Source organism: Enterobacter sp. SCRI0065 (assembly GCF_059766475.1).
The window spans coordinates 857,660-884,360 of record NZ_JCBAJB010000002.1; the positions used below are offsets into that span (position 1 = coordinate 857,660).

At 55.2% G+C, this 26,701-nt stretch carries 23 protein-coding genes; 14 read left to right on the forward strand and 9 right to left on the reverse strand.

Features of this window, described 5'->3' with window-relative positions:
• Positions 1 to 70 precede the first annotated feature (70 nt).
• The 3 genes from prs to lolB all read right to left on the reverse strand — a co-directional run bounded on the left by prs (position 71) and on the right by lolB (position 2,622).
• Positions 71 to 1,018, reverse strand: a complete 948-nt coding sequence (gene prs, locus AC6EMZ_RS09925) for a ribose-phosphate diphosphokinase (RefSeq protein ID WP_012017724.1) — start codon at positions 1,016 to 1,018, stop codon at positions 71 to 73.
• A gap of 126 nt (positions 1,019 to 1,144) precedes the next feature.
• Entirely contained in the window at positions 1,145 to 2,014 is an 870-nt protein-coding gene (gene ispE / locus AC6EMZ_RS09930) for a 4-(cytidine 5'-diphospho)-2-C-methyl-D-erythritol kinase (protein ID WP_498402261.1), read from the reverse strand.
• A complete protein-coding gene (gene lolB / locus AC6EMZ_RS09935) occupies positions 2,011 to 2,622 on the reverse strand; it encodes a lipoprotein insertase outer membrane protein LolB (RefSeq protein WP_498402262.1) in 612 nt (203 codons plus the stop codon). Before lolB ends, ispE begins: the two co-directional genes overlap by 4 nt.
• Positions 2,623 to 2,832: 210 nt before the next feature.
• Here lolB and hemA point away from each other — a divergent pair, with 210 nt between their 5' ends.
• The 6 genes from hemA to kdsA are packed head-to-tail and all read left to right on the forward strand — an operon-like array spanning position 2,833 to position 8,137.
• Complete coding sequence (gene hemA / locus AC6EMZ_RS09940) at positions 2,833 to 4,089, forward strand: glutamyl-tRNA reductase (protein WP_498402263.1); 1,257 nt, start codon at positions 2,833 to 2,835, stop codon at positions 4,087 to 4,089.
• 42 nt (positions 4,090 to 4,131) lie between these two features.
• Positions 4,132 to 5,214 carry a peptide chain release factor 1 gene (gene prfA, locus AC6EMZ_RS09945; RefSeq protein WP_498402264.1) on the forward strand — a complete coding sequence of 361 codons (1,083 nt, stop codon included), beginning with the start codon at positions 4,132 to 4,134 and terminating at the stop codon, positions 5,212 to 5,214.
• On the forward strand, positions 5,214 to 6,044 hold the full coding sequence (gene prmC, locus AC6EMZ_RS09950; RefSeq protein WP_498402265.1) for a peptide chain release factor N(5)-glutamine methyltransferase: 831 nt from the start codon (positions 5,214 to 5,216) through the stop codon (positions 6,042 to 6,044). Before prfA ends, prmC begins: the two co-directional genes overlap by 1 nt.
• Positions 6,041 to 6,433 (forward strand): invasion regulator SirB2, encoded by a 393-nt coding sequence (sirB2, locus tag AC6EMZ_RS09955; RefSeq protein WP_498402266.1) that lies wholly within the window; start codon positions 6,041 to 6,043, stop codon positions 6,431 to 6,433. Before prmC ends, sirB2 begins: the two co-directional genes overlap by 4 nt.
• Before the next feature lie 3 nt (positions 6,434 to 6,436).
• Positions 6,437 to 7,246 carry an invasion regulator SirB1 gene (sirB1, locus tag AC6EMZ_RS09960; protein WP_498402267.1) on the forward strand — a complete coding sequence of 270 codons (810 nt, stop codon included), beginning with the start codon at positions 6,437 to 6,439 and terminating at the stop codon, positions 7,244 to 7,246.
• Positions 7,247 to 7,282: 36 nt separating this feature from the next.
• Entirely contained in the window at positions 7,283 to 8,137 is an 855-nt protein-coding gene (kdsA, locus tag AC6EMZ_RS09965) for a 3-deoxy-8-phosphooctulonate synthase (protein WP_498402268.1), read from the forward strand.
• Positions 8,138 to 8,173: 36 nt separating this feature from the next.
• On the opposite strand, the gene AC6EMZ_RS09970 is transcribed toward kdsA, so the two are convergent.
• The 3 genes from AC6EMZ_RS09970 to chaA form a co-directional block, all read right to left on the reverse strand.
• Positions 8,174 to 8,632: a DUF3828 domain-containing protein gene (locus AC6EMZ_RS09970; RefSeq protein WP_498402269.1), complete on the reverse strand. Its 459-nt coding sequence runs from the start codon at positions 8,630 to 8,632 to the stop codon at positions 8,174 to 8,176.
• Between the two features lies 1 nt (position 8,633).
• Positions 8,634 to 8,996: a CHAP domain-containing protein gene (locus tag AC6EMZ_RS09975; protein ID WP_498402270.1), complete on the reverse strand. Its 363-nt coding sequence runs from the start codon at positions 8,994 to 8,996 to the stop codon at positions 8,634 to 8,636.
• 214 nt (positions 8,997 to 9,210) lie between these two features.
• Complete coding sequence (chaA, locus tag AC6EMZ_RS09980) at positions 9,211 to 10,305, reverse strand: sodium-potassium/proton antiporter ChaA (protein ID WP_498402271.1); 1,095 nt, start codon at positions 10,303 to 10,305, stop codon at positions 9,211 to 9,213.
• Positions 10,306 to 10,852: 547 nt separating this feature from the next.
• Here chaA and AC6EMZ_RS09985 point away from each other — a divergent pair.
• A complete protein-coding gene (locus AC6EMZ_RS09985; RefSeq protein WP_498402272.1) occupies positions 10,853 to 11,548 on the forward strand; it encodes a gamma-glutamylcyclotransferase in 696 nt (231 codons plus the stop codon).
• Between the two features lie 47 nt (positions 11,549 to 11,595).
• Here AC6EMZ_RS09985 and AC6EMZ_RS09990 read toward each other — a convergent pair whose 3' ends face one another.
• The 3 genes from AC6EMZ_RS09990 to AC6EMZ_RS10000 form a co-directional block, all read right to left on the reverse strand.
• Positions 11,596 to 11,838, reverse strand: coding sequence for a hypothetical protein (locus AC6EMZ_RS09990; protein ID WP_498402323.1), 243 nt, complete (start codon positions 11,836 to 11,838; stop codon positions 11,596 to 11,598).
• A gap of 214 nt (positions 11,839 to 12,052) precedes the next feature.
• Positions 12,053 to 13,837, reverse strand: a complete 1,785-nt coding sequence (locus tag AC6EMZ_RS09995) for a methyl-accepting chemotaxis protein (protein ID WP_498402273.1) — start codon at positions 13,835 to 13,837, stop codon at positions 12,053 to 12,055.
• A 106-nt stretch (positions 13,838 to 13,943) separates the two neighbouring features.
• Complete coding sequence (locus tag AC6EMZ_RS10000) at positions 13,944 to 14,297, reverse strand: DsrE/DsrF/TusD sulfur relay family protein (protein ID WP_498402274.1); 354 nt, start codon at positions 14,295 to 14,297, stop codon at positions 13,944 to 13,946.
• Positions 14,298 to 14,370: 73 nt separating this feature from the next.
• Here AC6EMZ_RS10000 and nasR point away from each other — a divergent pair, with 73 nt between their 5' ends.
• The 7 genes from nasR to AC6EMZ_RS10035 all read left to right on the forward strand — a co-directional run bounded on the left by nasR (position 14,371) and on the right by AC6EMZ_RS10035 (position 26,699).
• On the forward strand, positions 14,371 to 15,555 hold the full coding sequence (nasR, locus tag AC6EMZ_RS10005) for a nitrate regulatory protein NasR (RefSeq protein WP_498402275.1): 1,185 nt from the start codon (positions 14,371 to 14,373) through the stop codon (positions 15,553 to 15,555).
• Positions 15,556 to 15,782: 227 nt separating this feature from the next.
• Complete coding sequence (locus AC6EMZ_RS10010; protein ID WP_498402276.1) at positions 15,783 to 17,030, forward strand: CmpA/NrtA family ABC transporter substrate-binding protein; 1,248 nt, start codon at positions 15,783 to 15,785, stop codon at positions 17,028 to 17,030.
• A gap of 1 nt (position 17,031) precedes the next feature.
• Positions 17,032 to 17,913, forward strand: coding sequence for a nitrate ABC transporter permease (ntrB, locus tag AC6EMZ_RS10015; protein ID WP_498402277.1), 882 nt, complete (start codon positions 17,032 to 17,034; stop codon positions 17,911 to 17,913).
• Positions 17,914 to 17,922: 9 nt separating this feature from the next.
• Complete coding sequence (locus AC6EMZ_RS10020) at positions 17,923 to 18,711, forward strand: ABC transporter ATP-binding protein (protein WP_498402278.1); 789 nt, start codon at positions 17,923 to 17,925, stop codon at positions 18,709 to 18,711.
• Positions 18,712 to 18,724: 13 nt separating this feature from the next.
• Positions 18,725 to 22,711 (forward strand): nitrite reductase large subunit NirB, encoded by a 3,987-nt coding sequence (gene nirB, locus AC6EMZ_RS10025; protein WP_498402279.1) that lies wholly within the window; start codon positions 18,725 to 18,727, stop codon positions 22,709 to 22,711.
• Positions 22,708 to 25,245 carry a nitrate reductase gene (locus tag AC6EMZ_RS10030; RefSeq protein ID WP_498402280.1) on the forward strand — a complete coding sequence of 846 codons (2,538 nt, stop codon included), beginning with the start codon at positions 22,708 to 22,710 and terminating at the stop codon, positions 25,243 to 25,245. The genes nirB and AC6EMZ_RS10030 overlap by 4 nt, the downstream gene beginning before the upstream one ends.
• Positions 25,246 to 25,292: 47 nt before the next feature.
• A complete protein-coding gene (locus AC6EMZ_RS10035) occupies positions 25,293 to 26,699 on the forward strand; it encodes a YchO/YchP family invasin (protein WP_498402324.1) in 1,407 nt (468 codons plus the stop codon).
• Positions 26,700 to 26,701: the final 2 nt, after the last annotated feature.

The window sequence follows — 26,701 nt, forward strand, 5'->3', positions numbered from 1 at the left end:
GGCATTAATCATACAAATAAAAGTCAGAGACAAAAAAACCCGCCGCAGCGGGTTTTTGGGCCGTGTTCGATTAGTGTTCGAACATTGCAGAGATTGATTCTTCGTTGCTGATACGACGAATCGCTTCGGCCAACATTCCGGACAGGGTCAAAGTACGCACGTTTGGCAGCGCTTTGATCTCTTCGCTTAACGGAATGGTATCGCAAACCACCACTTCATCAATGACGGAGTTGCGCAGATTATTAACCGCATTACCCGAGAAGATTGGGTGTGTCGCGTAGGCAAATACGCGCTTAGCGCCACGTTCTTTCAGCGCTTCAGCGGCTTTACACAGTGTACCGCCAGTATCGATCATGTCATCAACCAGCACACAGTCACGGCCAGCGACGTCACCGATGATGTGCATCACCTGAGAGACGTTAGCGCGCGGACGGCGTTTATCGATGATAGCCATGTCGGTATCGTTGAGCAGTTTAGCAATCGCACGAGCACGAACCACACCGCCAATATCTGGAGAAACCACAATCGGGTTGTCCAGATTCAGTTGCAGCATGTCTTCGAGCAGGATTGGGCTGCCGAATACGTTATCAACGGGAACGTCGAAGAAGCCCTGGATCTGTTCAGCGTGCAGGTCAACGGTCAGAACGCGGTCTACGCCTACGCTTGACAGGAAATCAGCAACCACTTTAGCGGTGATAGGCACACGCGCGGAACGGACGCGACGGTCCTGACGGGCATAACCAAAGTAAGGAATAACTGCCGTGATACGGCCTGCGGAAGCACGGCGCAGGGCGTCGACCATAACAACCAATTCCATGAGGTTGTCGTTAGTTGGAGCACAGGTGGACTGGATGATGAAAATATCACCACCGCGTACATTTTCGTTAATTTGTACGCTGACTTCGCCGTCGCTAAAGCGACCTACAGCGGCGTCGCCGAGGGAAGTGTACAGGCGGTTGGCAATACGTTGTGCTAGTTCCGGGGTGGCGTTACCAGCAAAAAGCTTCATATCAGGCACGAGAAGAACCTCAGGCATGCGTCCAATGGTGGATAGCATTCGCCGCAAACTGCGGGGCCTAAGCGAAATGCTATCCAGGCGGTGTATTAAAGAGCGCGATGCAACGTCTGGAACAGGGTGACGTTGTCACCGAAACTCAGTCTGCGCCAGAATGGCTTGCTGTAGTGGGGAAGTGTTCATCCCACGTGCTACAAAACCATGCAGCCATTCCGGGGCTTGCTCTAGCACCTGACGTGCGGCGGGCTCAGTGTCAAATTCAGCAAAGACACAAGCACCTGTGCCAGTCAGGCGCGACGGCGCGTATTCTAACAGCCAGGAAAGCGCCGCATCAACCTTACGAAAACGTTTTCTTGCGATAACCTCGCAATCGTTGCTGAATTCACACTTTAATAACGTTTCTATTGACCGTACTGGTGTATTGCGCGGCAGCTCCGGATCCTTAAAAATCAATGGGGTAGGGATACTTACGCCGGGATGAGCCACCAAATACCATTTTTCTTCCGGTTCTGCTGGCGTGAGAATTTCACCGACGCCTTCGGCAAAGGCGGCATGACCCCGGACGAACACGGGAACATCCGCTCCCAGCGCAAGGCCGAGATGGGCCAGTTCATCCGTTGATAACCCACAGCCCCAAAGATGGTTAAGCGCGACAAGCATCGTGGCTGCGTTTGATGACCCGCCCCCCAGACCGCCGCCCATTGGCAAACGTTTCTCAATGCGAATATCAGCACCGCTGCCTTCAGGTAAACGGCCAGATTCAGCCGCAGCCTTCATGAGCAATCGCGCGGCACGCACGATCAGGTTGTCTTCACTTGCCACGCCTTCAACGGGCGTCAGCAGATGAATTTGCCCGTCACCGCGTGGCTCAATAAAAATCGTGTCACCATAATCCACAAACTGAAATAAGGTTTGCAGCGTGTGATAACCGTCAGCGCGTTGCCCGGTAATATATAAAAACAGGTTTAACTTCGCCGGAGAGGGCCATTGGCTCATCATTTGACGATCCAGTTATCCATTTTCAGCTTAATACGCTGGCTGCCTTCGGTGAGTTCCATATTAGATGGCAAGGCGGGTTGACTGTTACTGTCATAACCCCCGTACACCACTTTCCACGTTTTACCGTTTTGAGTGTAGTGTATTTCGCTCAGGCGATACTTATCGTCGAGCGTATAGTCGGTTGCCTCACCTGGTAGCCCCAGTATCCATTGACGCAGGCTGTTAATCGGAATCGGCATTCCGGTCAATTTGCCAATCATCTCTTCCGCGTCGGTCCCCGTATAAGTTTGGCCTTTATTATCGGTAATCTGCGCTTCACCCGGTTGCGCTTTCAGTTCAAGCTCGGTGCTGCCCAGCGGGTTCAGCAGCAACAGACGGTAGCGATCCTGGCCGGTTTGCTGCCAGAAAAAGCGAGCGTAAACTTTTTGCTGATCGGATAAATAAGCAAAGGCACCACGCGTTTGATATTGGCTTAAACTGCGCACGTCCTGTTGATGTTGACGCCACTGCGGGGAGTCAGGGCTTTTCCCTGGACCTTTTGGGGGCGTGATAGAACAAGCGGTAAGCACCAGAGCAGCCAGCGGCAGCAGGCGAATCATTCGGGTCATAATGATGACAAATCCTTGAGATACGTTGCAGTTATAACCCTTAATGCTAGCGCCAGCGCGGAGGAGCGTCTACGTTCATATTGTCTTAAATCATGAAATTAGCGTGGAAGGCCTATTACTCCGAAAGGGGGCAGTCTCTTTTATTGATCTCACGCATCCTGTATGATGCGACCTGCTAACCTTATTAACGCTGGTACTACTCCCGCTCACATGACCCTTTTAGCACTCGGTATTAACCACAAAACAGCCCCGGTTTCGCTGCGAGAACGCGTTACGTTTTCGCCGGATACGCTCGACCAGGCGTTGGACAGCTTACTTGCACAACCGATGGTGCAAGGTGGAGTGGTGCTCTCAACCTGCAACCGTACCGAGCTGTATCTGAGCGTTGAAGAAAAAGATAACCTGCACGAAACGCTTATTCACTGGTTATGCGAATACCATGGTCTGAACGAAGACGAGCTGCGCAGTAGCCTGTACTGGCATCACGATAACGATGCGGTCAGCCATTTGATGCGCGTAGCCAGCGGCCTGGATTCACTGGTGCTCGGCGAGCCGCAAATTCTTGGTCAAGTCAAAAAAGCCTTTGCTGACTCCCAGAAAGGGCATCTTAAAGTCAGCGAACTGGAGCGTATGTTCCAGAAATCCTTCTCCGTGGCTAAGCGTGTGCGAACCGAAACCGACATTGGTGCCAGTGCGGTTTCTGTTGCTTTCGCAGCCTGTACTCTTGCGCGTCAAATCTTTGAATCGCTGTCGACGGTGACCGTGTTGCTGGTCGGCGCGGGCGAAACCATAGAGTTAGTGGCCCGTCATCTGCGTGAACACAAAGTCAAGCAGATGATTATTGCTAACCGTACCCGCGAACGCGCGCAGGTACTGGCCGATGAAGTGGGTGCAGAAGTCATTGCGCTGAGCGACATCGATGCGCGTTTAAAAGACGCGGACATCATTATTAGTTCTACCGCCAGTCCGCTACCGATTATTGGTAAAGGGATGGTGGAGCGTGCGCTTAAATCGCGTCGCAATCAGCCGATGCTGCTGGTGGATATCGCCGTACCGCGCGATGTCGAGCCGGAAGTCGGCAAACTGGCAAACGCCTATCTTTACAGCGTGGACGATCTGCAAAGTATCATTTCGCACAACCTCGCGCAGCGCAAAGCGGCGGCGGTTCAGGCAGAAACGATTGTTGAGCAGGAATCCAGCGAATTTATGGCCTGGCTGCGTGCGCAAAGCGCCAGCGAGACGATTCGTGAATACCGTGGCCAGGCAGAACAGGTGCGTGATGACCTGACTGCTAAAGCGATGGCGGCCCTGGCTCAGGGTGGCGATCCGCAGGTCATTATGCAGGATCTGGCATGGAAACTGACCAACCGCCTGATCCATGCACCAACCAAATCTCTTCAGCAGGCCGCCCGTAACGGGGATGATGAACGCCTGACTATTCTGCGCAACAGCCTCGGGCTGGAATAGCGCCCCATACCCATTTTCTATGACAAGGTGCACTTTACGCCTATGAAGCCTTCTATCGTCGCCAAACTGGAAGCTCTGCACGAGCGCCATGAAGAAGTTCAGGCCCTGCTCGGCGATGCCGCGACTATTGCAGACCAGGATCGTTTTCGCGCGCTGTCGCGCGAGTATGCGCAGCTGAGCGATGTTTCACGTTGCTTCACCAACTGGCAGCAGGTTCAGGAAGATATTGAAACTGCCCAGATGATGCTTGATGACCCTGAAATGCGCGAGATGGCGCAGGAAGAGTTGCAGGATGCGAAAGCTCGCGCCGAAGCGATGGAGCAAGAGCTCCAGGTTCTGCTGCTGCCAAAAGATCCGGATGACGAGCGAAACGCCTTTGTCGAAGTTCGCGCCGGTACAGGTGGCGACGAAGCGGCGCTGTTTGCGGGCGATCTGTTCCGTATGTACAGCCGTTATGCTGAATCCCGCCGCTGGCGCGTTGAGATCCTCAGTGCTAACGAAGGTGAGCACGGCGGCTATAAAGAGGTCATCGCCAAAATAAGCGGTGATGGTGTATATGGCCGACTGAAGTTTGAATCCGGTGGTCATCGCGTACAGCGCGTTCCGGCGACCGAATCACAGGGGCGTATCCACACTTCTGCCTGTACCGTAGCGGTCATGCCAGAACTGCCAGAAGCGGAACTGCCGGACATCAACCCTTCTGAACTGCGCATTGATACCTTCCGTTCGTCAGGAGCGGGTGGTCAGCACGTTAACACCACCGACTCTGCGATTCGTATTACTCACTTGCCAACCGGTATCGTAGTGGAATGTCAGGACGAACGTTCTCAGCATAAAAACAAAGCGAAAGCCTTGTCTGTGTTGGGTTCCCGTATCCGCGCGGCTGAAATTGCCAAGCGTCAACAGGCTGAAGCGTCAACGCGTCGTAACCTGCTGGGCAGCGGCGATCGCAGCGATCGTAACCGTACCTATAACTTCCCGCAGGGCCGCGTGACCGATCACCGCATCAACCTGACGGTTTACCGTCTGGATGAGACGATGGAAGGCAAGCTCGATTCTCTGATTGAGCCGATTGTCCAGGAATTCCAGGCCGATCAGCTGGCGGCGCTGGCAGATCAGGACTAATGGATTTTCAGCACTGGCTGCGTTTTGCGATTGGCGAGCTGGCCGAAAGTGAAAGCCCGCGTCGCGACGCCGAGATCTTGCTTGAACTGGTCACGGGAAAAGCGCGCACCTACATTTTGGCTTTTGGTGAAACGACGCTGAGCGCGGCGCAGGAAGAACAACTTGCTGCGCTGCTCGCACGTCGGAAAATGGGTGAGCCAGTGGCGCACCTCACCGGTGAGCGTGAATTCTGGTCACTGCCATTGTACGTATCGGCAGCAACGTTAATTCCGCGCCCGGACACCGAATGCCTGGTTGAACAGGCGCTGGAGCGTTTACCCGCCGGTCCATGCCGAATCCTTGATTTAGGGACCGGTACGGGTGCTATCGCGCTCGCGCTCGCCAGCGAGCGACCTGATTGCCAGATTATAGCGGTAGACGTCATGCCCGATGCGGTTGCGCTGGCGAAGCGTAACGTGGAACGCCTTAATCTGAACAATGTCCAGGTGCGACAAAGCAGCTGGTTCAGCGCGGTGAACCATCAACCGTTTGACATGATTGTCAGCAATCCGCCGTATATCGATGAACACGATCCGCATCTTTCGCAGGGCGATGTGCGTTTTGAGCCGCTCACGGCGCTGGTCGCGGCGAACGAAGGGCTGGCAGACATTGAGCATATTATTACCGCCGCGCGCCAGCATCTGGTTTCCGGTGGCTGGTTACTGCTTGAACATGGCTGGACGCAAGGGGAGGCGGTGCGCGCCCGGTTTACCGACGCGGGTTACCTCGGCGTCGAAACCTGTCGGGACTATGGCGGTAACGATCGCCTGACGCTGGGAAGGCTGGCATGAATTTGTTTAGCGTTTTAATCACGCTACACATTGCCGCCGTGGCGCTCACCATCAGCTTCTTCGTCGCGCGTTACTGGTGGCGTTACAGCCACAATCCGCTAATAGACGCCCGCTGGGTGCGCGTCGTTCCGCACTGTATTGATACCCTGTTGTTCCTTTCTGGCGCAGGTCTGATGTGGGTAACCGGCTATCTGCCATTTACTGATAAAGGCACATGGCTGACTGAGAAGCTGTTTGGCGTTATCATCTACATCGTTTTGGGTTTTATCGCGCTTGGACGACGTCGTCCGCGCAGCCAGCAGGTGGGGTTTATTGCCTTTCTGCTGGGTCTGGTGGTGCTGTACATCATCATTAAACTCGCCACCACTAGAATACCGTTACTGGGGTAAGTCATGAGGTCCTTAGCCGATTTCGAATTTAATAAAGTCCCACTGTGTGATGGGATGGTCCTGATATCGGAGATGATCCGTGACGATTTTACGTCACAGTGGGTCCACGATGAACTGGAAAAACTGGTGAGTCTGGCGCGCGAAGAGATAAATCAGGCGCGTCCGCAGGACTGGCAGTTAGAGAAACTGATCGAGCTGTTTTACGGCGAATGGGGCTTTTGCGACAAGCGAGGTGTCTACCGTCTTTCCGATGCACTCTGGCTTGATCAGGTGTTAAAAAACCGTCAGGGCAGCGCTGTTGCTTTGGGGGCCGTGCTGTTGTGGGTCGCGAACCGTCTGGATATTCCACTGGTTCCGGTCATTTTCCCGACGCAGATGATTTTGCGCGCGGAGTGGCTCGACGGTGAGATGTGGTTGATTAACCCATTTAACGGCGACACGCTCGACGAACATACGCTTGATGTCTGGCTTAAGGGAAATATCGGCCCGGTAGCCGAGCTATTCAACGAAGATCTTGATGAAGCCGATAATGCAGAAGTTATCCGCAAACTGCTGGATACGCTGAAGTCTGCGCTAATGGAAGAGCGTCAGATGGAACTGGCGTTACGCGCCAGCGAAGTACTGTTGCAGTTCAATCCTGAAGATCCGTATGAAATTCGCGACCGTGGCCTTATCTATGCTCAGCTCGATTGCGATCACGTTGCGCTGCACGATTTGAACTATTTCGTGGAGCAGTGTCCGGAAGATCCGATTAGCGAAATGATTCGCGCGCAGATCAATTCGATCGCGCATAAACAGATTACACTGCATTAATCTTAATTCCGATTCATACCTGAATAAGGCGATTCTATGAAACAAAAAGTGGTTAGCATTGGTGATATCAAGGTAGCAAACGACCTGCCGTTCGTGCTGTTTGGCGGCATGAACGTTCTGGAATCCCGTGACCTCGCAATGCGCATTTGTGAGCACTACGTGACCGTAACCCAGAAGCTGGGTATCCCGTACGTGTTTAAAGCCTCTTTTGATAAAGCCAACCGTTCGTCTATCAACTCTTACCGTGGCCCAGGCCTGGAAGAAGGGATGAAGATTTTCCAGGAGCTGAAGCAGACGTTTGGCGTGAAAATCATCACCGACGTACACGAAGCCTCTCAGGCTCAGCCTGTGGCCGACGTGGTAGACGTTATCCAGCTTCCGGCCTTCCTGGCGCGTCAGACCGATCTGGTCGAAGCAATGGCGAAAACCGGTGCGGTTATCAACGTGAAAAAACCACAATTCGTCAGCCCTGGCCAGATGGGTAACATCGTCGATAAGTTTATTGAAGGTGGCAACGACAAGATTATTCTGTGTGACCGTGGGGCTAACTTCGGCTACGACAACCTGGTGGTCGACATGCTGGGCTTTGGCGTGATGAAGAAAGTCTCCAATAATTCACCTGTCATCTTCGACGTGACTCACGCCCTGCAGTGCCGCGACCCGTTTGGCTCAGCATCAAGCGGTCGTCGTGCGCAGGTCACTGAGCTGGCACGCGCTGGCATGGCGACCGGTATCGCGGGTCTGTTTATCGAAGCACACCCGGATCCTGCTCACGCCAAATGTGACGGTCCGTCGGCACTGCCGCTGGATAAGCTGGAACCGTTCCTGAAGCAAATCAAAGCGATTGACGATTTGGTTAAGAGTTTTGAAGAGCTGGATACCAGCAACTAATAAAAAAACCCGCTTCGGCGGGTTTTTTTATTGGCACTAATGATCTTTCGCCAGCTTAAATGAAATATTCATTCCGGCCACGGATTGGACTTTCCATACGCCATCCTCCTTAACCATACAGTCAATTACAGTGTGATCCCGATTCTTGCCGAACGCGATATAAATGTTGACGCATACCGGATCGGTATCACCCGCAATGGCTATGACGTTATTTGGCCAGTCGTCACCGATATCTTGCGCTTTTAAAAATAAATCGGCAGCGTAAAACGGTTCACCTTTGTCTCCATAATTGTCATCCTGAGTATGCCTCAGTTTCTTCATTGTTGAGGCAGTGACGTATTTATCAATGTCCTTGCTATCGGTAATTGGAAAGACATTATTGTTAATCTGATTCACGTACCATTTATTGAACTCCACGGCCCGTTCAACAGGGTCTCTCTGCGCGGCAAGGGCTGAGCAGGAACACAAGAATAAAATCCAAAAGGCGTTTCTCATATTAATAGTGCCTGTAAATTGTGATTTTTGGCTGCATTTTTCGATAAATTGGTCCAGGGTAGAGACTGTTTTGTTTGAAGTCGGAGTTCCAGACACCAGCCCCATCATAGATGCATGCATGTCCGTATTGATTCGGCATGGGTAGCGCATCTATAACAGCGACGTCACCCTCAATTGGCGTGCCGTAAACTTTACTAAATCCCGCACGCTCAAGTGATTGCCAGAAGTCCCTGCCGTTAGCCCCTTCAATTTTTACACCACCCGCACGGATGGCTGCCGCAACGGCGCGTGCGCAGTAACCGCCACTTTTATGATGTGCATGAATTCTTGCATAAGAAACGGCTTCAGATTTATTCCATGACATAGTGCTTCCTTATTCGTTGTGCAATGCAATTAATAAGAAACATTACGCCAATAATGTGGTGGCTTTTGTAATTAATTATGAAACAAGATTAACCACTATCCAGATGATTTATATTTTTATCTTAAATATGAAAAATAATTATGCCTGCTAATGCGCTGAGGGGCCCTTCAGCGCATTAGCGGTTTTTTTATTGTCACAATGCCGGGCCATCGCCTCAGGCAAATATAGTCATCAAATACGCCAAAAACAATGCCATATGCGCCGCGCCGTTAAGCACGTTGGTACGCCCCGTCGAGAACGAAATCTGACACAGCAGCAAAGAAGCGACCATCACAATCATCTCTGGCGCGCCCAGCGCAAAGTGCAGTTCATTGCCGGTGATAAAGGCAATCAGCGTCACCACTGGCACCGTCAGTGAGATAGTGGCCAGAACAGAGCCGAAGAACAAATTCATTGCGCGTTGCACCTGATTATTCAGGACCGCCCGCAGTGCGCCTAAGCCTTCTGGTGACAGAATTAATAACGCGACCAGGAAACCGGTAAAGGCGACCGGCGCATTAAGCTCAGTCAGTAAGGTTTCGAGTGGATTCGCGTTCATCTTCGTAACAGCAATGACCGCAACCAGATGCACGATCAGCCAAATGGTATGCCACAGGCTGCTATGGGCTGACGGCTTGCCGTGATGCGGGTCATCGCCATCGTCCTCATGCTCGTAGACGAACAGGCTCTGGTGCGTTTTGGTTTGAATGAGGAGAAACACGCCGTACATCGCCGCGGAAATTAACGCCACTAAAAGCGCTTGTCCGGTGGTGAAATTCGCACCCGGCAGCGCCATTGGGAAGACCAGCACGATGATGGCCAGCGGGAAGAGGGCAATCAAATACTGTTTGATACCAAACAGATTCATATACTGGGTCGCGAATTTTTGCCCGCCCAGCAAGAGTGAGAAACCAACTAAACCGCCGGTAACGATCATAATGATCGAATAGAGGGTATCACGCATCAGCGTAGGCGCAGCGTCGCCGGTAGCCATCAATGCGGAAATTAAGCTGACTTCAAGGATAACGACGGAAAGACTTAAAATGAGTGAGCCATAGGGTTCACCGAGGCGGTGAGCCAGTACGTCAGCATGGCGTACGACGCTAAATGCGCTATATAAAATACCAATTAAGGCAAGAATGTTAATCCCAACGACCACTGGCAATGACTGACTGTTTCCCCAAAAGGACAGCACAGCCAGTGCCACTACCGGGAAGATGAGCGACGTCTCCTTGTGGCGGGTTTTTACCGCCTCTTGCGTTGTTGTCATGCGATTCTCCGTCAATGCAGATGATTGTAATTATAGATAGAAATGAAAGGCCATTAAACTAACAGAAAACGGTTAATGACTAGCAATTTTTTACTTAATTTTACGTCACTGGGATAATTCTCACTAAAGTTCCTGTAATCGTGTCTTTAATCTAAATATCGTTTAAATAACATAGAATTGAATATTCCTGTTTATCACTAACGAGAGTCGTGTTTCAGCGATCAAAGCGGTATACCACATTTGTCTTTAAGCAAAAATACGGGTTAGTGATGCCATATAACGCGAAAAGCGATTTGCCCGCCGATGCTCAGTATCTCAATAAAGCCGCCATCAGTCGCGCATGTGATGGGTATAAAGATAAAGCAATAGCAGCCAAATTGTTAGCAGCCTGAATTTTGACTTTTCAGGCGGTTGAACTTTCGTTGTATTGCAACTGGCCCGTGAATTGCTTATCGTTTATTGACTGCTGTCAAAATGAGCAGTCAATAAAATGCCGGGAAGGCCCTAACAGATGTCGCACGGAAGCAAGCAGTGGCGGAGGTGTATAGTGTTAACGCGTGATTTCTTAATGAAGGCAGATTGTAAGACAGCATTTGGTGCTATTGAGGAATCGCTTCTCTGGTCGGCCGAACAACGTGCAGCGTCGCTCGCGGCAACGATTGCCTGTCGTCCAGATGAAGGCCCGGTATGGATATTTGGTTATGGTTCGCTGATGTGGAACCCTGCTCTGGAATACAGGGAATCCGCAACCGGGACGCTCCCGGGATGGCATCGTGCCTTTTGCCTGCGCCTGACGGCGGGACGCGGCAGCGCCTGTCAGCCGGGACGGATGCTTGCACTGAAAGAGGGCGGGCGCACCACGGGCGTCGCTTATCGCTTGCCGGATGAAACGCTGGAAGACGAACTGGCGCTACTGTGGAAGCGCGAGATGATCACCGGCTGCTATATGCCGAGCTGGTGCAAGCTGGAACTCGACGACGGACGTACCGTCAACGCGCTGGTCTTTATTATGGACCCGCGTCACCCGCTGTATGAGGCCGACACCCGCACGCAGGTTATTGCGCCGCTGATTGCTGCCGCAAGTGGACCGCTTGGAACCAATGCTCAGTATCTCTTCTCGCTGGATCAAGAGCTAACGCGTTTAGGGATGAAAGATGAGTGTCTGAACGAGCTGGTGGGCAAAGTGAAGGCGTTGATTGAAGGTGACTCTCCTCAAGGTCAGTTGCGTCAGGGATTCGCCTGATAAAATCGCCCGGAAGCGCAATGCTCGCCGGGCGTTAACGTTATCTGTCAGGTTGCAACGTAGCTGACAGAGTGTTCTAGCGACTGGCTGTGGCTGTCGATCAGTACATCCCAGGTGCCGGTATATGGCACCGTCAACCACGCATTGTCTTTATTCTGCACGCTTAAAATATCAGCCTGCGATGTCTTCGGCGTTTTGCTGCTCATCAAATGGATGTGACAGCGCTCTGAACAGCGCACAACGACCGTATCCCCGCCAAACAATTTCAAACTCGTTTTTACCAGTGCCATTTTCATACCCCGTAGTTCGGAAACAACGCTCTCCTTGCGATCAATCCTGAGCGTGATGTTGTTCACAATTCACTCATGGCATAACACCAAAGGGGGAGCGACGGGATGATGATTTTGATCAAAAAAAAGCATAACGATTAAACAAAAATGACAATATGCCTGAAAGCATTCAGCTGGCGCGTATTTGAACAGGCCAATACGCGCCTTAAGAACATTAAATGCGGAAATGGCCTGCTGTTTCAGCAAGGTCGCCCGCCTGGCTCTGCAACGCTCCGGCAGCGGCGGCGGATTCCACCACCAGCTCGGCGTTTTGCTGAACCATCCGGTCGAGATGCGTCACCGCGTGGTTGATCTCCTGAATCCCTTTCATCTGCTCGCTGGTGGCGATGGAAATCTCCCGCATGATACCTGACACGCTACCGATGCTGGCGCGGATCTCATCCATGCTTTCTCCCGCCAGATGCACATAGCGTGAACCCGTTGCCACGCTGTGGGTCGTGGAGTCGATAAGCGTTTTGATCTCTTTTGCGGCCTGCGCGCTGCGACTGGCCAGGCTGCGGACCTCACCGGCAACGACGGCAAACCCACGGCCTTGTTCACCCGCACGGGCGGCTTCAACCGCGGCGTTGAGCGCCAGGATATTGGTCTGGAAGGCGATGCCATCGATAACACTGGTGATATCACCGATTTTGGTGGAAGCCACCTCGATGGATTGCATGGTGCTGATGGCCTGAGACACCACTTCGCCCCCACGTGAGGCAGCGGATGATGCCTTACTCGCCTGATCGTTAGCCTCGGCGGCGGACTCGTTGGACTGCGCCACCGAAGCCGTAATTTGTTCTACCGCGCTTGCGGTTTCACGCAGACTGGAGGCCGCTTGTTCCGTACGGCCCGAAAGGTCCTGATTACCGGCCGCAATTTCCTGTGCGGCATGTTTCACCGACGTACTGGCATCGCGCAACTGCACCATCACCAACGATAGCTTGTCGCTAAAGGCGTTAAATGCGTGGGCAATTTCCGCCACTTCATCCTGACCATCTTCCGGCAAGCGCTGTGACAGGTCGTTCGTGCCGTTAGCAATCGCGTGCATGGCGTCGCGAATATTCGACAGGCGTTTCAGCAGACGCGCAATGAAGAAATGCACAATAGCACCGCTGAGAAGGACCAGAATAATCAGTGATAACGCCGACGCTTTAAGCAGCGCGCGCATACCGGAGGTGGCATCGTTTTTGTCGAGCGCAATGATCAACAGCCAGTGGGTTCCTGCAACAGGCGTGGCAACGAAGGTTTTCTCAGCTCCGTCAAACTGGCCGTCAATCGACGCGCCTTTTTTAAGCTCGCCGAGATCGACGCCTTTTAGCGTCTCAGCGAATGGCTTGAGCGTCAGGGCAGGGTTATTGGCAGCAATAACGGTACCATCACTGTCAATCAACAGCCCGCTGCTCGCGGGGGTTGGGTGGATGCCGCGAATGTTGGCGACCACACTATCCATCGCGACATCCCCCGCCATCACCGCCGCCAGCGCGCCGTTTTGTTTTACCGGTACGGCGAAAGTCACGACCAGTTTCCCGGAACCTGCGTCAACGTAAGGAGCCGTAACCACGGGCGCATCGGCGCTGACCACCTGCTGATACCACGGACGCAGGGTCGGATCGTAATCAGAGGGAACGCCTGCCGGGTCGGAAAACTTCGCCGTTTTGCTGGCGTAGCCCACGTAGACGTTAGTGAAACCGCCAGCCTGAGCCAGTTGTTTAAACACCGGCACAGGATCGTCGCTTAAGGCCACGTTTTGCGCCGAAGCGATGACGGCCATTTTGCTGCTGACCCAGTCGGCAATCGCCATATTATGGCTGGCGCTGGTGCTGGCGAGGATATCGCGCTGAGACTGCTGGTTATCCTGGCGTGTGACCTGGAAGTTAATGACGGTGTTGAGAAGTAAAGCGACGACCAAACAACCCGTCGTCGCGGCGATAATACGGGCACGAATAGACCTGAACATGAGTAAATACCTGCTGAGTTGACTTAAGATGCCTATCGGCAACCCAGCAGGGAACTTGATGCTGCAACCGCTTCCATAAGAAAATAATATTTTCTTAGGTTTATTATTAGAAAGTTAATACTTTATCGGCAGTCAGTGTCCACTGCGCCAGTTCAACCAGCGTACCGATCTCAACGCCGTCAATCAGCGGCAGGGTGGAGATGCCGCGCCCGTCGGTGCAAGTCTTGCACAGCTTGACCGGAACGTTCTGCGCGGTGAGGATCTCCAGCATCTGCTGGATGTTGTATCCCTCGGCAGGTTTCTGGCCTTTAAGCCCCGCCGTCACGGCGTCAGACATTAAAAATAATCGCAAATCCAGTTCACTTTCCCGATCGCGCAGTGCGATGGCAAGACGCAGGCTGTTGAAAAGGGATTCGCTTCCGTAGGCGGCGCCGTTGGCGACGATGACAATGTTTTGCATGTTGGCTCCTGGTGACTGAAAGGGCACGAAAATTGCTTATCTGATGGGATAACACTGTCCCGGGAGAATAAGCATGACGATAATGACTGGCAATCCGCCCGGCGCCACCGAATGGTTTCAGCGCGCAAAACGAATGCGTAAACAGCAGCTCAGCAACCTGGCGCAACTGGGTACGCTGGTCAGCTGCATTGGCGGTCTGGCACACATGCTACAGTGCGAGCGTGGGGCGTCAAACGTCTGGCTCTGTTCGCAAGGTCAGCTTTATGAGGCAGAATGCAAAGCCAGCCGGGCGCTGGTGGATGAAATTCTCACGGCGTTTCATCGCTCACTGGCGCAGCAGTCGCTGATGTCCGGAGGTGCGGTCTGCGAGCGTATCGCCAGCGCACTCTCGCATCTTGAACAGCTTCCCGCACTGCGTAAAACGATCGTCTCACGAAACATTACCGCAAGCCTTGCGATGGAGCAGTACAGCCGCACGCTGCGTCATCTGCTCAGTATCATCCCACAACTGAATGACAGCATTGACGATCCGCAAATTGCGGGGCGATTTGTGGCGCTTTATAGCCTGATGCAGGGGAAAGAGCTGGTCGGGCAGGAGCGCGCGCTGGGGGCGATTGGTTTCACCGAGGGCTATTTTAGCGACGAGATGCGCCAGACCCTGGTTGACCGCATTGATGCTCAGCAGGCCTGCTTTGACGTATTTTTATCCCGCACGCATCCGCAGGTGCAGGCCTTTTTCAATACCACGTGTCAGGCCAGCGCAGAGACGGAGCAGCTGCGTCGGCTGGCCTGCACGCGTCAACCCGCGGCGGATCAGGGCAAAACCGCTCTGGAATGGTTTGCGCGACAAACGACGCGTCTTGAACATTTGCGAACGCTGGAAGAGACGGTAACGGACGATCTTATGCACGCCGTTGATGAGCTGATGCAGTCGCAGGAGACGTTCAGACCGGGAGCAGATGAAGGTGACGATTTCCTCGCTGCCTACCCGGATAAACCCCTCTTATCGTTAGTACGCCAGCAGGCGCGCGAGATTGAGTTGTTATCCCGCCAGTTGGCCTCGTTGCGCGACACGCTTGAGGAGCGCAAAACCATCGACAAGGCCAAAAGTGTATTAATGTCGCATCACAATATGACCGAAGAACAGGCGTGGATAACGCTGCGCAAAATGGCGATGGACAAGAATCAACGCATGGTCGATATCGCCCATGCGCTGCTGACGGTAAAGTCGCTCTGGCAGGTAATACCAAAGGAGTAGCTGCACGGTCGGTGGGCATTTTATGCATGATTGAGGTGCGTTACAGGGTAAAAACCAGGCAAAAGAAGCGGGAAACAGGGCAGTAAAACCTGGCATCTGCTTTGCATTACTCAATGAACAACTTTAACGACGCGCCAACGGCGGTGCGTGCGTTTTCGGGATAAAGGCGTCCTGCAATGCTACGGCATTGCCGGGCGCTTTTTTTTTGATTTTTTTGGGGAGCGAGCATGGTGGACTGGACGAGACGGCGATTTTTACACGCGAGCGCGCTGGCAGGAACCGCGATGATGCTGCCGGGCATGATGCACGCGGCGTGGGCGGCAGGTTCTGATAAACCGGAACAGGAGACGGTACGCATCGGGTTTATTCCGCTGACCGACTGCGCGCCAGTGGTCATCGCCGCGCTGAAAGGCTTTGATAAAAAATACGGGATTACCATTGTCCCCACCAAAGAGGCGAGCTGGGCGGCGGTGCGCGACAAGCTGGTGGCCGGTGAACTGGATGCCGCGCATATTCTTTACGGCCTGCTGTATGGCCTGGAACTCGGGATTGCGGGTAAGCCACAGCCGATGGCAAACCTGATGACCCTGAACCATAACGGCCAGGCGATCACGCTTTCAAACGATCTGCTGGATAAGGGCGTGCGCGACGTCGACGGCCTGAAAAAGCTGATTGGGCAGCAGGCACCTGGAACCTACAGCTTTGCTCATACTTTCCCGACCGGAACGCATGCCATGTGGCTGTACTACTGGCTGGCGAGCGCGGGGATTAACCCGTTCGACGACGTTCGCACCGTGGTCGTGCCGCCGCCGCAGATGGTGATGAATATGCGCATCGGCAATATGGTCGGTTTTTGCGTGGGTGAGCCGTGGAACGCGCGCGCCATCAACGATCGAATCGGATTCACCGCCGCGACATCGCAGTCTATCTGGCCGGAACACCCGGAAAAAATCCTCGGAACGCGCCGCGACTGGGTCGAGCAAAACCCGCATACCGCCAGAGCGCTGGTGTGCGCCGTGATGGAGGCCGCCCGCTGGATTGATGCATCTCCTGAAAACAAACGTGAAACCGCGCAGATCCTGTCGCGTCGCGCCTGGCTTAACACCAAAGAGCAGTATCTCACCGGGCGGATGCTCGGGGAGTACGACAACGGTATCGGCCAGCGCTGGCAGGATGCCCATCCCATTCGTTTCTTCGATGAAGGTGCCGTGAGCTATCCGTGGCACTCCGACGGGATGTGGTTCCTGACCCAGTTCCGCCGCTGGGGACTGCTAAAAACCGATCCGGACTACGCGGGGATTGCACAACGCATTAACCAGACGGCGGTCTGGAAAGACGCCGCCACCGCCGTCGGCGGCATTACCGCACCGTCATCATCGATGCGCAGCAGCACATTAATGGACGGTACCGTCTGGAACGGCACCGATCCGCAGGGGTACGCCAGTCGTTTCGCCATTCACCGTACAGGGGCCTGATATGAAACAGATGCAAAACACAAAGACCACGGCTGAACAACTCGTCAGTGGCGAAGTGATTACGCTGCCGCCGGTGCAGATCCGGCGTCGTGCTCCGGCATTCGCTCGCCGCGTGAACGACCTCTTCCAGCGGGTGATCCCGGCCTTTTTGGGGCTGGGTCTGCTGGTGGTGCTATGGCAGCTGGCGGCCATTAACAGCAAAGGGTTTCCGACGCCGCTTAGCACTCTGGATTCCGCTATGACGCTGTTCGCCGACCCGTTTTATCGCGACGGGCCGAATGATATGGGTATCGGCTGGAACGTGCTTGCCTCACTACAGCGCGTGGCGATTGGCTTTGGTCTGGCGGCCATCGTGGGTATCCCTCTCGGTTTTCTGATTGGTCGTTTTACCTTTATCTCCCGCATGTTTACGCCGCTGATTGCGCTCCTGCGCCCGGTCAGCCCGCTGGCATGGCTCCCTATCGGCCTGCTGTTGTTTCAAAAGGCTGAGCCAGCGTCCAGTTGGACCATTTTCATCTGCTCCATCTGGCCGATGGTGATCAACACCGCCGAAGGCGTGCGCCGCATTCCGCAGGATTACCTCAATGTGGCTCGCGTGCTGCAACTTTCTGAGTGGACCATTATGCGTCGCATTCTGTTTCCCGCCGTACTGCCCGCGGTGCTGACCGGGGTGCGGCTCTCTATCGGCATTGCGTGGTTGGTTATTGTCGCAGCCGAAATGCTCACCGGGGGCTTAGGCATTGGGTTCTGGATCTGGAACGAGTGGAACAACCTTAACGTCGAAAACATTCTCATTGCCATCGTCATCATCGGCGTGGTCGGACTGCTGCTGGAGCAAGGGTTGATGCTGATCGCCCGCCGCTTTAGCTGGCAGGAAAAATAAGGAGCGAACATGAAACCGTTAATTCAGGTACAGGCCGTGAGCCAGCGTTTTTCTACCGCCAGCGGTGACTTTCTGGCGCTGCAAAACGTCTCTTTCGACATTCACGAAGGTGAAACCGTGAGCCTGATTGGCCATTCGGGCTGCGGCAAATCAACGTTGCTCAACCTTATCGCCGGGATCACGCTGCCGACGGAAGGGGGGCTAATTTGCGATAACCGTGAAATCGCCGGTCCAGGCCCGGAGCGCGCGGTGGTGTTTCAGAACCACTCTCTGCTGCCGTGGTTAACCTGCTTCGACAACGTGGCGCTGGCGGTCGATCAGGTTTTCCGACGCACGATGAGCAAGGTCGAGCGTAAAGAGTGGATTGAACACAACCTCGACCGCGTGCAGATGGGGCACGCGCTACATAAACGTCCTGACGAAATCTCCGGGGGCATGAAGCAGCGTGTCGGCATTGCCCGCGCGCTGGCGATGAAACCGAAAGTATTGCTGATGGATGAACCGTTCGGCGCGCTCGATGCCCTGACGCGAGCCCACTTGCAGGATTCGGTGATGAAAATCCAGCAGGAGCTGAATACCACTATCGTGCTGATTACCCACGATGTTGACGAGGCGGTACTGCTGTCAGATCGCGTGCTGATGATGACCAACGGTCCTGCGGCAACGGTGGGCGAGATTATGCGGGTGGATCTGCCGCGTCCTCGCAATCGGGTGCAACTGGCGGACGATAGCCGTTATCACCACATGCGCCAGCAGGTTTTGCAGTTCCTCTATGAAAAACAGCCGAAAGCGGCGTGACAAGGAGGCATCGATGCGACTGGTGATCGTGGGTAACGGCATGGCGGCAACGCGACTGATTGAATCCCTGACCGAACGTGCACCCGGTCGTTTCGCTATCACCGTCATTGGAGAGGAGCCGGAAAACGCCTACAACCGAATCCAGCTCTCACCGGTGTTGGGCGGCGAAAAACAGGCGTCAGCCACGCGCTTTCATGATGACGGCTGGTATCAGGCGCGCGGCGTCACGGTGCTGACGGGCGAAAAGGTCATTGCCGTGGATCTCGCCTCGCGCCATCTTCGCACTGAAAGGCGCGAGCTGGCGTGGGATGAGCTGGTATTCGCTACCGGATCGCAGCCTTTTGTGCCGCCGATTCCGGGCAGCGAGTTTGAACATGTGTTTAGTTTTCGCACGCTCAACGACGTCAACGCCATTTTGTCTACACCCGGTCCGGCGGTGGTGCTGGGGGGCGGAGTCCTTGGCGTAGAGGCCGCCGCCGCGTTAAGTCAGTCATGTGACAACGTCACGCTGGTGCATCGTGGCGACTGGCTGATGGAGCAACAGCTTGACCCGCGCGCGGGTTTACTGCTGGTACAGGCGCTGGATGAACGCGGTATTCGCTGCGAACTGGCGTCCGGTATCACCGCGATTACAAAGGCGTTCGTCACGCTCAGCAGCGGGCGTCAACTCGCCGCTACCCGCGTGGTGTTAGCCACGGGTGTGATCCCCAACGCGGCGCTTGCGAAGGCCAGCGGGTTGTTATGTGGCAAAGGTATTGTCGTGGACAACCTGATGCAGACCTCGCACCCCGCCGTTAGCGCGATAGGTGAGTGCTGTGAAATCAACGGCCAAACCTGGGGGCTGGTCGCGCCGTGCCTGGCGCACGCAGAAATATTGGCTGCGCGACTGGCGGGGCACAGCGTCAACGAGTTTGCACCGCAGGAAAGTGGCATGCGCCTGAAGGTGACCGGCATTGAGTTGTTTAGTGCCGGGAGCGTGACGCCACAACCGGACGATGCGGTCTGGACCTCCTGGGATCCGCTTACCCGTCATTACCGCCGCCTGCTGATTCGGCACGATCAGCTTGCTGGCGTGTTGCTGATGGGCGATTGCCGCAGCGCGGCGACGTTTACCGATTTACTGGCAAAGCCCGTTCCCGCGCAGGCGGACTGGCTGTTCGATCAATTCACGACGCAACCACAGGTTGCAGGACAGAACGCGATGACAAAACCTACTCTGGTAGTGGTTGGGCACGGCATGGTCGGCCATCATTTTCTCGAAGATTGCGTGAGCCGCAATTTGCATTTGCAATACCAGATCGTGGTGTTTGGCGAGGAGCGCCACGCGGCCTACGATCGCGTGCATCTTTCAGCCTATTTTGACGATCGCAACGCCGATTCTCTGTCGCTGGTCGAAGAGGATTTCTTTGCCAAAAACGGTATCGAGCTGCGTCTGATGCAACAGGTTGTGGACATTGACCGTGAAGCGCGCGTGGTGCGGACCGCCAGCGGGCATGAAACTCACTGGGATACGCTGGTGCTGGCGACGGGGTCATATCCGTTTGTACCGCCTGTGCCAGGGCGCGAACTGGCAGGGTGTTTTGTTTATCGCACGCTCGACGATCTGGATAACATTGCCGCCCACGCGGCCAACGCGCGCCGTGGCGTAGTGATTGGCGGTGGGCTTCTGGGGCTGGAGGCTGCCAACGCGCTTAAGCAACTGGGGCTGGAAACGGACGTAGTGGAATTCGCCCCGAATCTAATGGCGGTCCAGTTGGATAACGACGGGGCCGCGATGCTGCGCCGTAAAATTGAAGCCCTCGGCGTCGGAGTGCATACCAGCAAATCAACGACAGAAATCGCACAGACCGCGAAAGGACTGGCACTGCGCTTTGCCGATGGCAGCGAGCTTGAAACCGATCTGGTGGTCTTCTCCGCCGGAATTCGTCCGCAGGATGCTCTGGCGCGCAGCAGCGGATTAGCGATGGGTGAACGCGGTGGGATCAGTATTGATAAGCATTGTCGCACCTCGGATGAACGCGTGTTTGCCATTGGCGAATGCGCCCTGTGGGAAGGCAAAATCTTCGGCCTGGTTGCGCCGGGCTATCAGATGGCACGCGTGGTGGCAGCCCAGCTTTGTGGGGAAGCGCGCGCATTTACCGGTGCGGACATGAGCACCAAGCTCAAGCTACTCGGCGTGGATGTGGCCTCGTTTGGTGACGCGCATGCCCGCACGCCGGGGGCGCAAAGCTACCAGTGGACCCATGGCCCGCAGCAAATCTATAAAAAAATCGTGGTCAGCGCGGACGGTAAATCCCTGCTCGGTGGGGTGCTGGTGGGGGACGCCGCCGAATACGCGACGCTGGTACAGATGATGCTAAACGACATCAGTCTGCCAAAAGACCCGGAAACGTTGATCCTGCCTGCGGTTGCGGGCAGTGCGCCAAAAGCGCTCGGCGTGGCGGCACTGCCGGACGGCGCGCAGATTTGCTCGTGTCATAACGTCAGCAAAGGCGATATTTGTCAGGCGGTGAGTGCTGGTGCCACGGATATCGGCGCGATAAAACAGTGCACCAAAGCGGCAACCGGCTGCGGAGGCTGTAGCGCCCTGGTGAAACAGGTGATGGAATTTCAGCTGGCCGCGCAGGGTGTGGAGGTGAAAAAGGATATCTGCGAACACTTCGCCTACTCGCGTCAGGAAATCTACCATCTGGTGCGCGTGAACCGCATTCATACTTTTGAGCAACTCATCAGCCGCTACGGGCAGGGTCACGGCTGTGAAATCTGTAAACCGCTGGTGGGATCGGTGCTGGCCTCGTGCTGGAACGAATATCTGCTGAAGCCCGCGCATCTGCCGCTGCAGGATACCAACGACCGTTATTTCGCCAATATTCAAAAAGACGGCACCTACTCGATTGTGCCGCGCATGCCCGCCGGGGAAGTCAGCGCCGATGGGTTGATTGCTATCGGGCAGATTGCCAAACGCTATCAGCTTTACAGCAAAATCACCGGCGGTCAGCGTATCGACCTGTTTGGCGCGACGCTCGAACAACTGCCGGAAATTTGGCAAGCGCTGATTGAAGCGGGTTTTGAAACCGGGCATGCCTACGGAAAATCTTTGCGTACCGTCAAATCCTGCGTCGGTTCAACCTGGTGTCGTTACGGTGTGCAGGATTCTACCGGCCTGGCGGTGACGCTGGAGCATCGCTACAAGGGCCTTCGCGCGCCGCACAAGATCAAGATGGCGGTTTCGGGTTGCACCCGGGAATGCGCCGAAGCGCAAAGTAAAGACGTAGGGGTAATCGCCACCGATAAGGGCTGGAATCTGTATCTCTGCGGCAACGGGGGGATGAAGCCGCGCCATGCCGATCTGTTTGCCAGCGATCTGGATGATGAAACGCTATTGCGTACCGTCGATCGCTTCCTGATGTTTTACATCCGCACCGCCGATCGTCTGCAACGTACCAGCACCTGGATGGACAATCTGGAAGGCGGCATTGCGTATCTTCGCGACGTTATCGTCAACGATTCTCTCGGCATTGCCTGCGAACTGGAGCAGGAGATGGCGCGGATAGTGGATACCTACCAGTGCGAATGGCAAACCACTCTGAGCGATCCGAATCGCCTGGCGCTGTTCAGAAGCAGCGTCAATAACCAGACGGCGACGCCCGCAAAACGCTGGCAGGAAATTTGCGGTATTGACGATATCCCTGAGCAGGCCGGTATCGGCGCGTATCTGGGCCAGCAACACATTGCGTTGTTCCGTTTCGGCAAGGACGTTTATGCACTCGAAGACGTTGAGCCGGGCGGTGACGTCAACGTCCTGTCGCGCGGCATTCTTGGCGATGCGGGCGGAGAGCCAGTGGTGATTTCGCCGCTGTATAAACAGCGCATTCGTCTGCGCGACGGGCGTCAGGTCGAAAGCGGTGAACCCGCCGTACGTGCCTGGCCGGTGAAAATTGAAGGCGGCAAAGTATGGGTAAGCCATGAAGAGCTGGTGATGCGCGCGGAGGCCTCATGACGCAAACCCGAACCACCTGTCCGTACTGCGGCGTTGGCTGCGGTGTCATTGCCAGCGTTAGTGGTGGCGAGGTGCGCGTGCGCGGCGATGACGCCCATCCCGCCAATTACGGCAGACTTTGCGTGAAAGGCTCGGCGCTCGGGGAGACCACCGGGCTGGAGGGGCGTTTGCTGCACCCGATGATTAACGACAACGAGGTCGACTGGGCGCAGGCGCTGGAGGCGGCGGGCGAACGCCTGCGGGAAATTATCGACACTCATGGGCCGCAGGCGGTGGCGTTTTACGCCTCCGGTCAGCTGCTGACTGAGGACTATTACGCCGCCAACAAGCTGATGAAGGGATTCATCGGTGCCGCTAACATCGACACCAATTCTCGCCTGTGCATGTCGTCGGCGGTGACCGGGTATAAGCGCGCTTTCGGTGAAGATATCGTCCCGTGCAGCTATACCGATATTGAAAATACCGACCTGGTGGTGCTGGTGGGATCGAATGCGGCTTGGACGCATCCGGTGTTGTATCAGCGGCTGGTCCAGGCGCGAATCGATAATCCTGACCTGAAGGTGGTGGTTATCGATCCGCGCAGGACGGCGACCTGCGACGCCGCCGATTTGCATCTTGCGTTGTCGCCGGGCAGTGATGCCGGGCTGTTTGTAGGCTTGCTCAACCGTATTCAGGGCGAGACGGACTGGCCTGCCGGGCGCGTAGCGACGTTTTGCGGGCTGACGGTTTCAGAGGTGAATACCTTTTACGACTGGTTTATCCGCGCACCCAGAGCCGTCACCCTTTACACCATGGGGATCAACCAGTCTTCCAGCGGCAGCGACAAATGCAACGCCATTATTAACGTGCATCTCGCCAGCCAGAAGTTCGCTCGTGAGGGCTGTGGGCCGTTTTCGCTGACCGGTCAGCCTAATGCAATGGGCGGGCGCGAAGTCGGCGGTCTGGCGAATCAGCTGGCTGCGCACATGAACTTTGAGCCTGATGATCTTTCACGCGTGGCGCGTTTCTGGGGAACCGAACGGCTGGCGCAAACACCGGGGCTGATGGCGGTGGAACTGTTCGAGGCGATAGGGCGCGGCGAAGTGAAGGCGGTGTGGATAATGGGTACCAATCCGGCGGTATCGCTTCCCGATAGCCACGCGGTGTGCCAGGCGTTATCAGCCTGTCCGCTGGTGATTGTCTCTGAGGTGATGCGCGATACTGACACCAGTCGCTACGCCCATATCCGTTTTCCGGCGCTGGGTTGGGGCGAAAAAAACGGGACGGTGACTAATTCCGAGCGGCGTATTTCTCGCCAGCGCGCGTTCCTGCCCGCACCGGGAGAGGCAAAGCCCGACTGGTGGATAGTCGCTCAGATCGCTAAAAAACTCGGTTACGCGGATGCGTTTGCCTGGCAACATCCACAGGAAATTTTTTGCGAGCATGCCGCGCTGTCGGCGTTTGAGAACGACGGCAGTCGGGCGTTTACTTTGCGTGACGTTGTCACGTTAACGCGCCAGCAGTGGGATGAGCTGGAACCTTATCAATGGGATGCAGGGTCTTTCCCTGTCCGGAAAATCGTCAAGGTAGAACCAAATAGTCATGGGGCTGTGCCCGACGCGCTGTATCCGTTGATTCTGAACAGCGGACGCATCCGGGATCAGTGGCATACCATGACCCGAACCGGCTATGTCGCCAGGCTGATGCAGCATATCGACGAACCTTATGTGGATATTTCGCCTGCGGACGCGGGGCGTTTTGCGCTACGCGACGGACAACTGGCGAGGCTGAGCTCTCCGCGCGGGGTGATGATTGCCCGAGTGCGCGTTAACGCCGGGCAGCGAGAGGGCCAGCTGTTTGCCCCGATGCACTGGAACAGCCGTTTTGCCCGTCAGGGTAAGGTCAATGCGTTGGTCGAAGGGCGCTGTGACCCGTATTCCGGGCAGCCAGAAAGTAAGCAAACGGCGGTCAGGATCGTACCGTGGCAGCCGGTCTGGGAAAGCGAACTTTACGCGCGCGAGCTGCCTGAACTGCCGCTGTCCGTTCACTGGTGGAAGAAAATAGCTCAGGGCGTAAAACGTCTGACGCTGGCGGGAGAAATGCCGTTGCTGGAAGCGCTGATGGCGCACTGTAACTCGCGCGGCTGGCAGCTACAGGTTGCGCAAACGGGGGAGCGCAGCAGTCTACTGGCCTGGCATAAGGGTGAGCTGATGCTGGGGTTCTGGGAAGGGAAAATGGCTCCAGAACTGGCGCACGAGTTTGTCGCTGACGCTTTTACTCATGCACCGACCCAGCTTGTCGAGCGTCATGCTTTGCTTAACGGGCGGAGCGCGGGGGAAAGCGTTGATCGGGGGCGCATCATTTGCAGTTGCTTCAGCGTAGGCGAAAATACGATCCGCGAGGCAATCGCGCAGGGATGTGATTCCGCGAAGGCATTAGGCCTGAAGTTACGCTGTGGGACGAACTGCGGATCCTGTGTTCCAGAGCTAAAGGCAATGATTCAGGTTATTCCGGAATGTGCGCTTAAGACTGCAAATCTCGCCAATTCACGTTAAGGTATTTACTGTGTTTACGTGAGATATGGATCACATTTACAACGTTGATAGTTTTTACGCCTCGCCCACTGGTTTTGCTCTTACTCCTCCTTTATCCGGCTGGAGCCCTTTATGCTGCGCCGAAATCGTTTATGGAGCAGGCGCAAAATCCCTTTGATAACAACGGGGATGGTCTGCCGGATCTGGGGTTAGCAAAACCCAACGGCGAAAGCGAAAAGCATCTGGCAGAGATGGCAAAAGCATTCGGTGAAGCCAGCATGACTGACAACGGCCTGACGACCGGCGAACAGGCGCGCCAGTTCGCCTTCGGGCAGGTTCGTGACGTCTTGAGCGGCGAAGTGAATGAGCAGATTGAGTCATTGCTCTCGCCCTGGGGCAACGCGAGCGTCGATCTGCTGGTGGATAAAGAGGGCAAGTTCACCGGGAGTAGCGGGAGCTGGTTTGTGCCCTGGCAGGACAATAATCGTTATCTGAGCTGGAGTCAGCTTGGCCTGACTCAACAAAGCGATGGTCTGGTGAGCAATGCCGGAATCGGACAACGCTGGGTGGCCGGTAAATGGCTGCTGGGATACAACACCTTCTACGATAATCTGCTCGATGAAAATCTCCAGCGTGCCGGATTGGGTGCCGAAGCCTGGGGCGAAAACCTGCGCCTGTCAGCCAATTACTATCAACCGTTTGCCAGCTGGCGTGACAGCTCTGACGTTCAGGAACAGCGCATGGCGCGCGGTTACGACGTGACCGCCAGGGCCTGGCTGCCGTATTTTCATCACCTGAATACCAGCGTCAGCTTTGAACAGTACTTTGGCGACAACGTTGACTTGTTTCGAAGCGGAACGGGTTATCACAATCCTGTGGCCGTTAATTTAGGTCTGGATTACACCCCTGTGCCGTTACTCACCTTTTCGGCCGGGCATAAGCAGGGTGAAAGCGGCGTTAGCCAAAATAACCTCGGCATGAAGCTGAATTACCGTTTTGGCGTTCCGCTCAAAAAACAGCTGTCATCCGATGAAGTCGCCGCCACGCGTTCACTGCGCGGGAGTCGGTATGATTCACCGGATCGGGCGAATCTGCCGGTGATGGAGTTCCGTCAGCGCAAAACGCTGTCGGTGTACCTGGCGACGCCGCCGTGGGATCTGATGCCGGGCGAAACGGTGGTGTTGAAACTGCAAATCCGCAGTAAGCATGGAATACGCCAGTTACACTGGCAGGGGGATGCACAGGCGCTCAGCCTGACGTCTCCACCGCAGGCAACCAGTGAAGAAGGCTGGAGCATTATTATGCCGGCATGGGATTCGAGCGAAGGGGCGACAAACCGCTGGCGGTTGTCCGTGGTTGTTGAAGATGACGACGGGCAGCGCGTCTCTTCCAATGAGATCACGCTCTCGTTGTCGCAACCGCTTCTGGCGTTGCCTGATGACGGTCGCGGCTATCCACTGCTGCCGGACGAGTGAGA

What these genes read in the sequence shown, in the direction of transcription:
- AC6EMZ_RS10000 (WP_498402274.1), bottom strand. Translation starts at nt 14,297, where the DNA reads ATGCAAAACATTGTCATCGTCGCCAACGGCGCCGCCTACGGAAGCGAA.
- ntrB (WP_498402277.1), top strand. Translation starts at nt 17,032, where the DNA reads ATGAAACAGATGCAAAACACAAAGACCACGGCTGAACAACTCGTCAGT.
- kdsA (WP_498402268.1), top strand. Translation starts at nt 7,283, where the DNA reads ATGAAACAAAAAGTGGTTAGCATTGGTGATATCAAGGTAGCAAACGAC.
- chaA (WP_498402271.1), bottom strand. Translation starts at nt 10,305, where the DNA reads ATGACAACAACGCAAGAGGCGGTAAAAACCCGCCACAAGGAGACGTCG.
- AC6EMZ_RS09990 (WP_498402323.1), bottom strand. Translation starts at nt 11,838, where the DNA reads ATGGCACTGGTAAAAACGAGTTTGAAATTGTTTGGCGGGGATACGGTC.
- prfA (WP_498402264.1), top strand. Translation starts at nt 4,132, where the DNA reads ATGAAGCCTTCTATCGTCGCCAAACTGGAAGCTCTGCACGAGCGCCAT.
- prmC (WP_498402265.1), top strand. Translation starts at nt 5,214, where the DNA reads ATGGATTTTCAGCACTGGCTGCGTTTTGCGATTGGCGAGCTGGCCGAA.
- sirB2 (WP_498402266.1), top strand. Translation starts at nt 6,041, where the DNA reads ATGAATTTGTTTAGCGTTTTAATCACGCTACACATTGCCGCCGTGGCG.
- AC6EMZ_RS09970 (WP_498402269.1), bottom strand. Translation starts at nt 8,632, where the DNA reads ATGAGAAACGCCTTTTGGATTTTATTCTTGTGTTCCTGCTCAGCCCTT.
- AC6EMZ_RS09995 (WP_498402273.1), bottom strand. Translation starts at nt 13,837, where the DNA reads ATGTTCAGGTCTATTCGTGCCCGTATTATCGCCGCGACGACGGGTTGT.
- ispE (WP_498402261.1), bottom strand. Translation starts at nt 2,014, where the DNA reads ATGATGAGCCAATGGCCCTCTCCGGCGAAGTTAAACCTGTTTTTATAT.
- hemA (WP_498402263.1), top strand. Translation starts at nt 2,833, where the DNA reads ATGACCCTTTTAGCACTCGGTATTAACCACAAAACAGCCCCGGTTTCG.
- AC6EMZ_RS10030 (WP_498402280.1), top strand. Translation starts at nt 22,708, where the DNA reads ATGACGCAAACCCGAACCACCTGTCCGTACTGCGGCGTTGGCTGCGGT.
- lolB (WP_498402262.1), bottom strand. Translation starts at nt 2,622, where the DNA reads ATGACCCGAATGATTCGCCTGCTGCCGCTGGCTGCTCTGGTGCTTACC.
- AC6EMZ_RS09975 (WP_498402270.1), bottom strand. Translation starts at nt 8,996, where the DNA reads ATGTCATGGAATAAATCTGAAGCCGTTTCTTATGCAAGAATTCATGCA.
- sirB1 (WP_498402267.1), top strand. Translation starts at nt 6,437, where the DNA reads ATGAGGTCCTTAGCCGATTTCGAATTTAATAAAGTCCCACTGTGTGAT.
- AC6EMZ_RS10010 (WP_498402276.1), top strand. Translation starts at nt 15,783, where the DNA reads ATGGTGGACTGGACGAGACGGCGATTTTTACACGCGAGCGCGCTGGCA.
- nirB (WP_498402279.1), top strand. Translation starts at nt 18,725, where the DNA reads ATGCGACTGGTGATCGTGGGTAACGGCATGGCGGCAACGCGACTGATT.
- nasR (WP_498402275.1), top strand. Translation starts at nt 14,371, where the DNA reads ATGACGATAATGACTGGCAATCCGCCCGGCGCCACCGAATGGTTTCAG.
- AC6EMZ_RS10020 (WP_498402278.1), top strand. Translation starts at nt 17,923, where the DNA reads ATGAAACCGTTAATTCAGGTACAGGCCGTGAGCCAGCGTTTTTCTACC.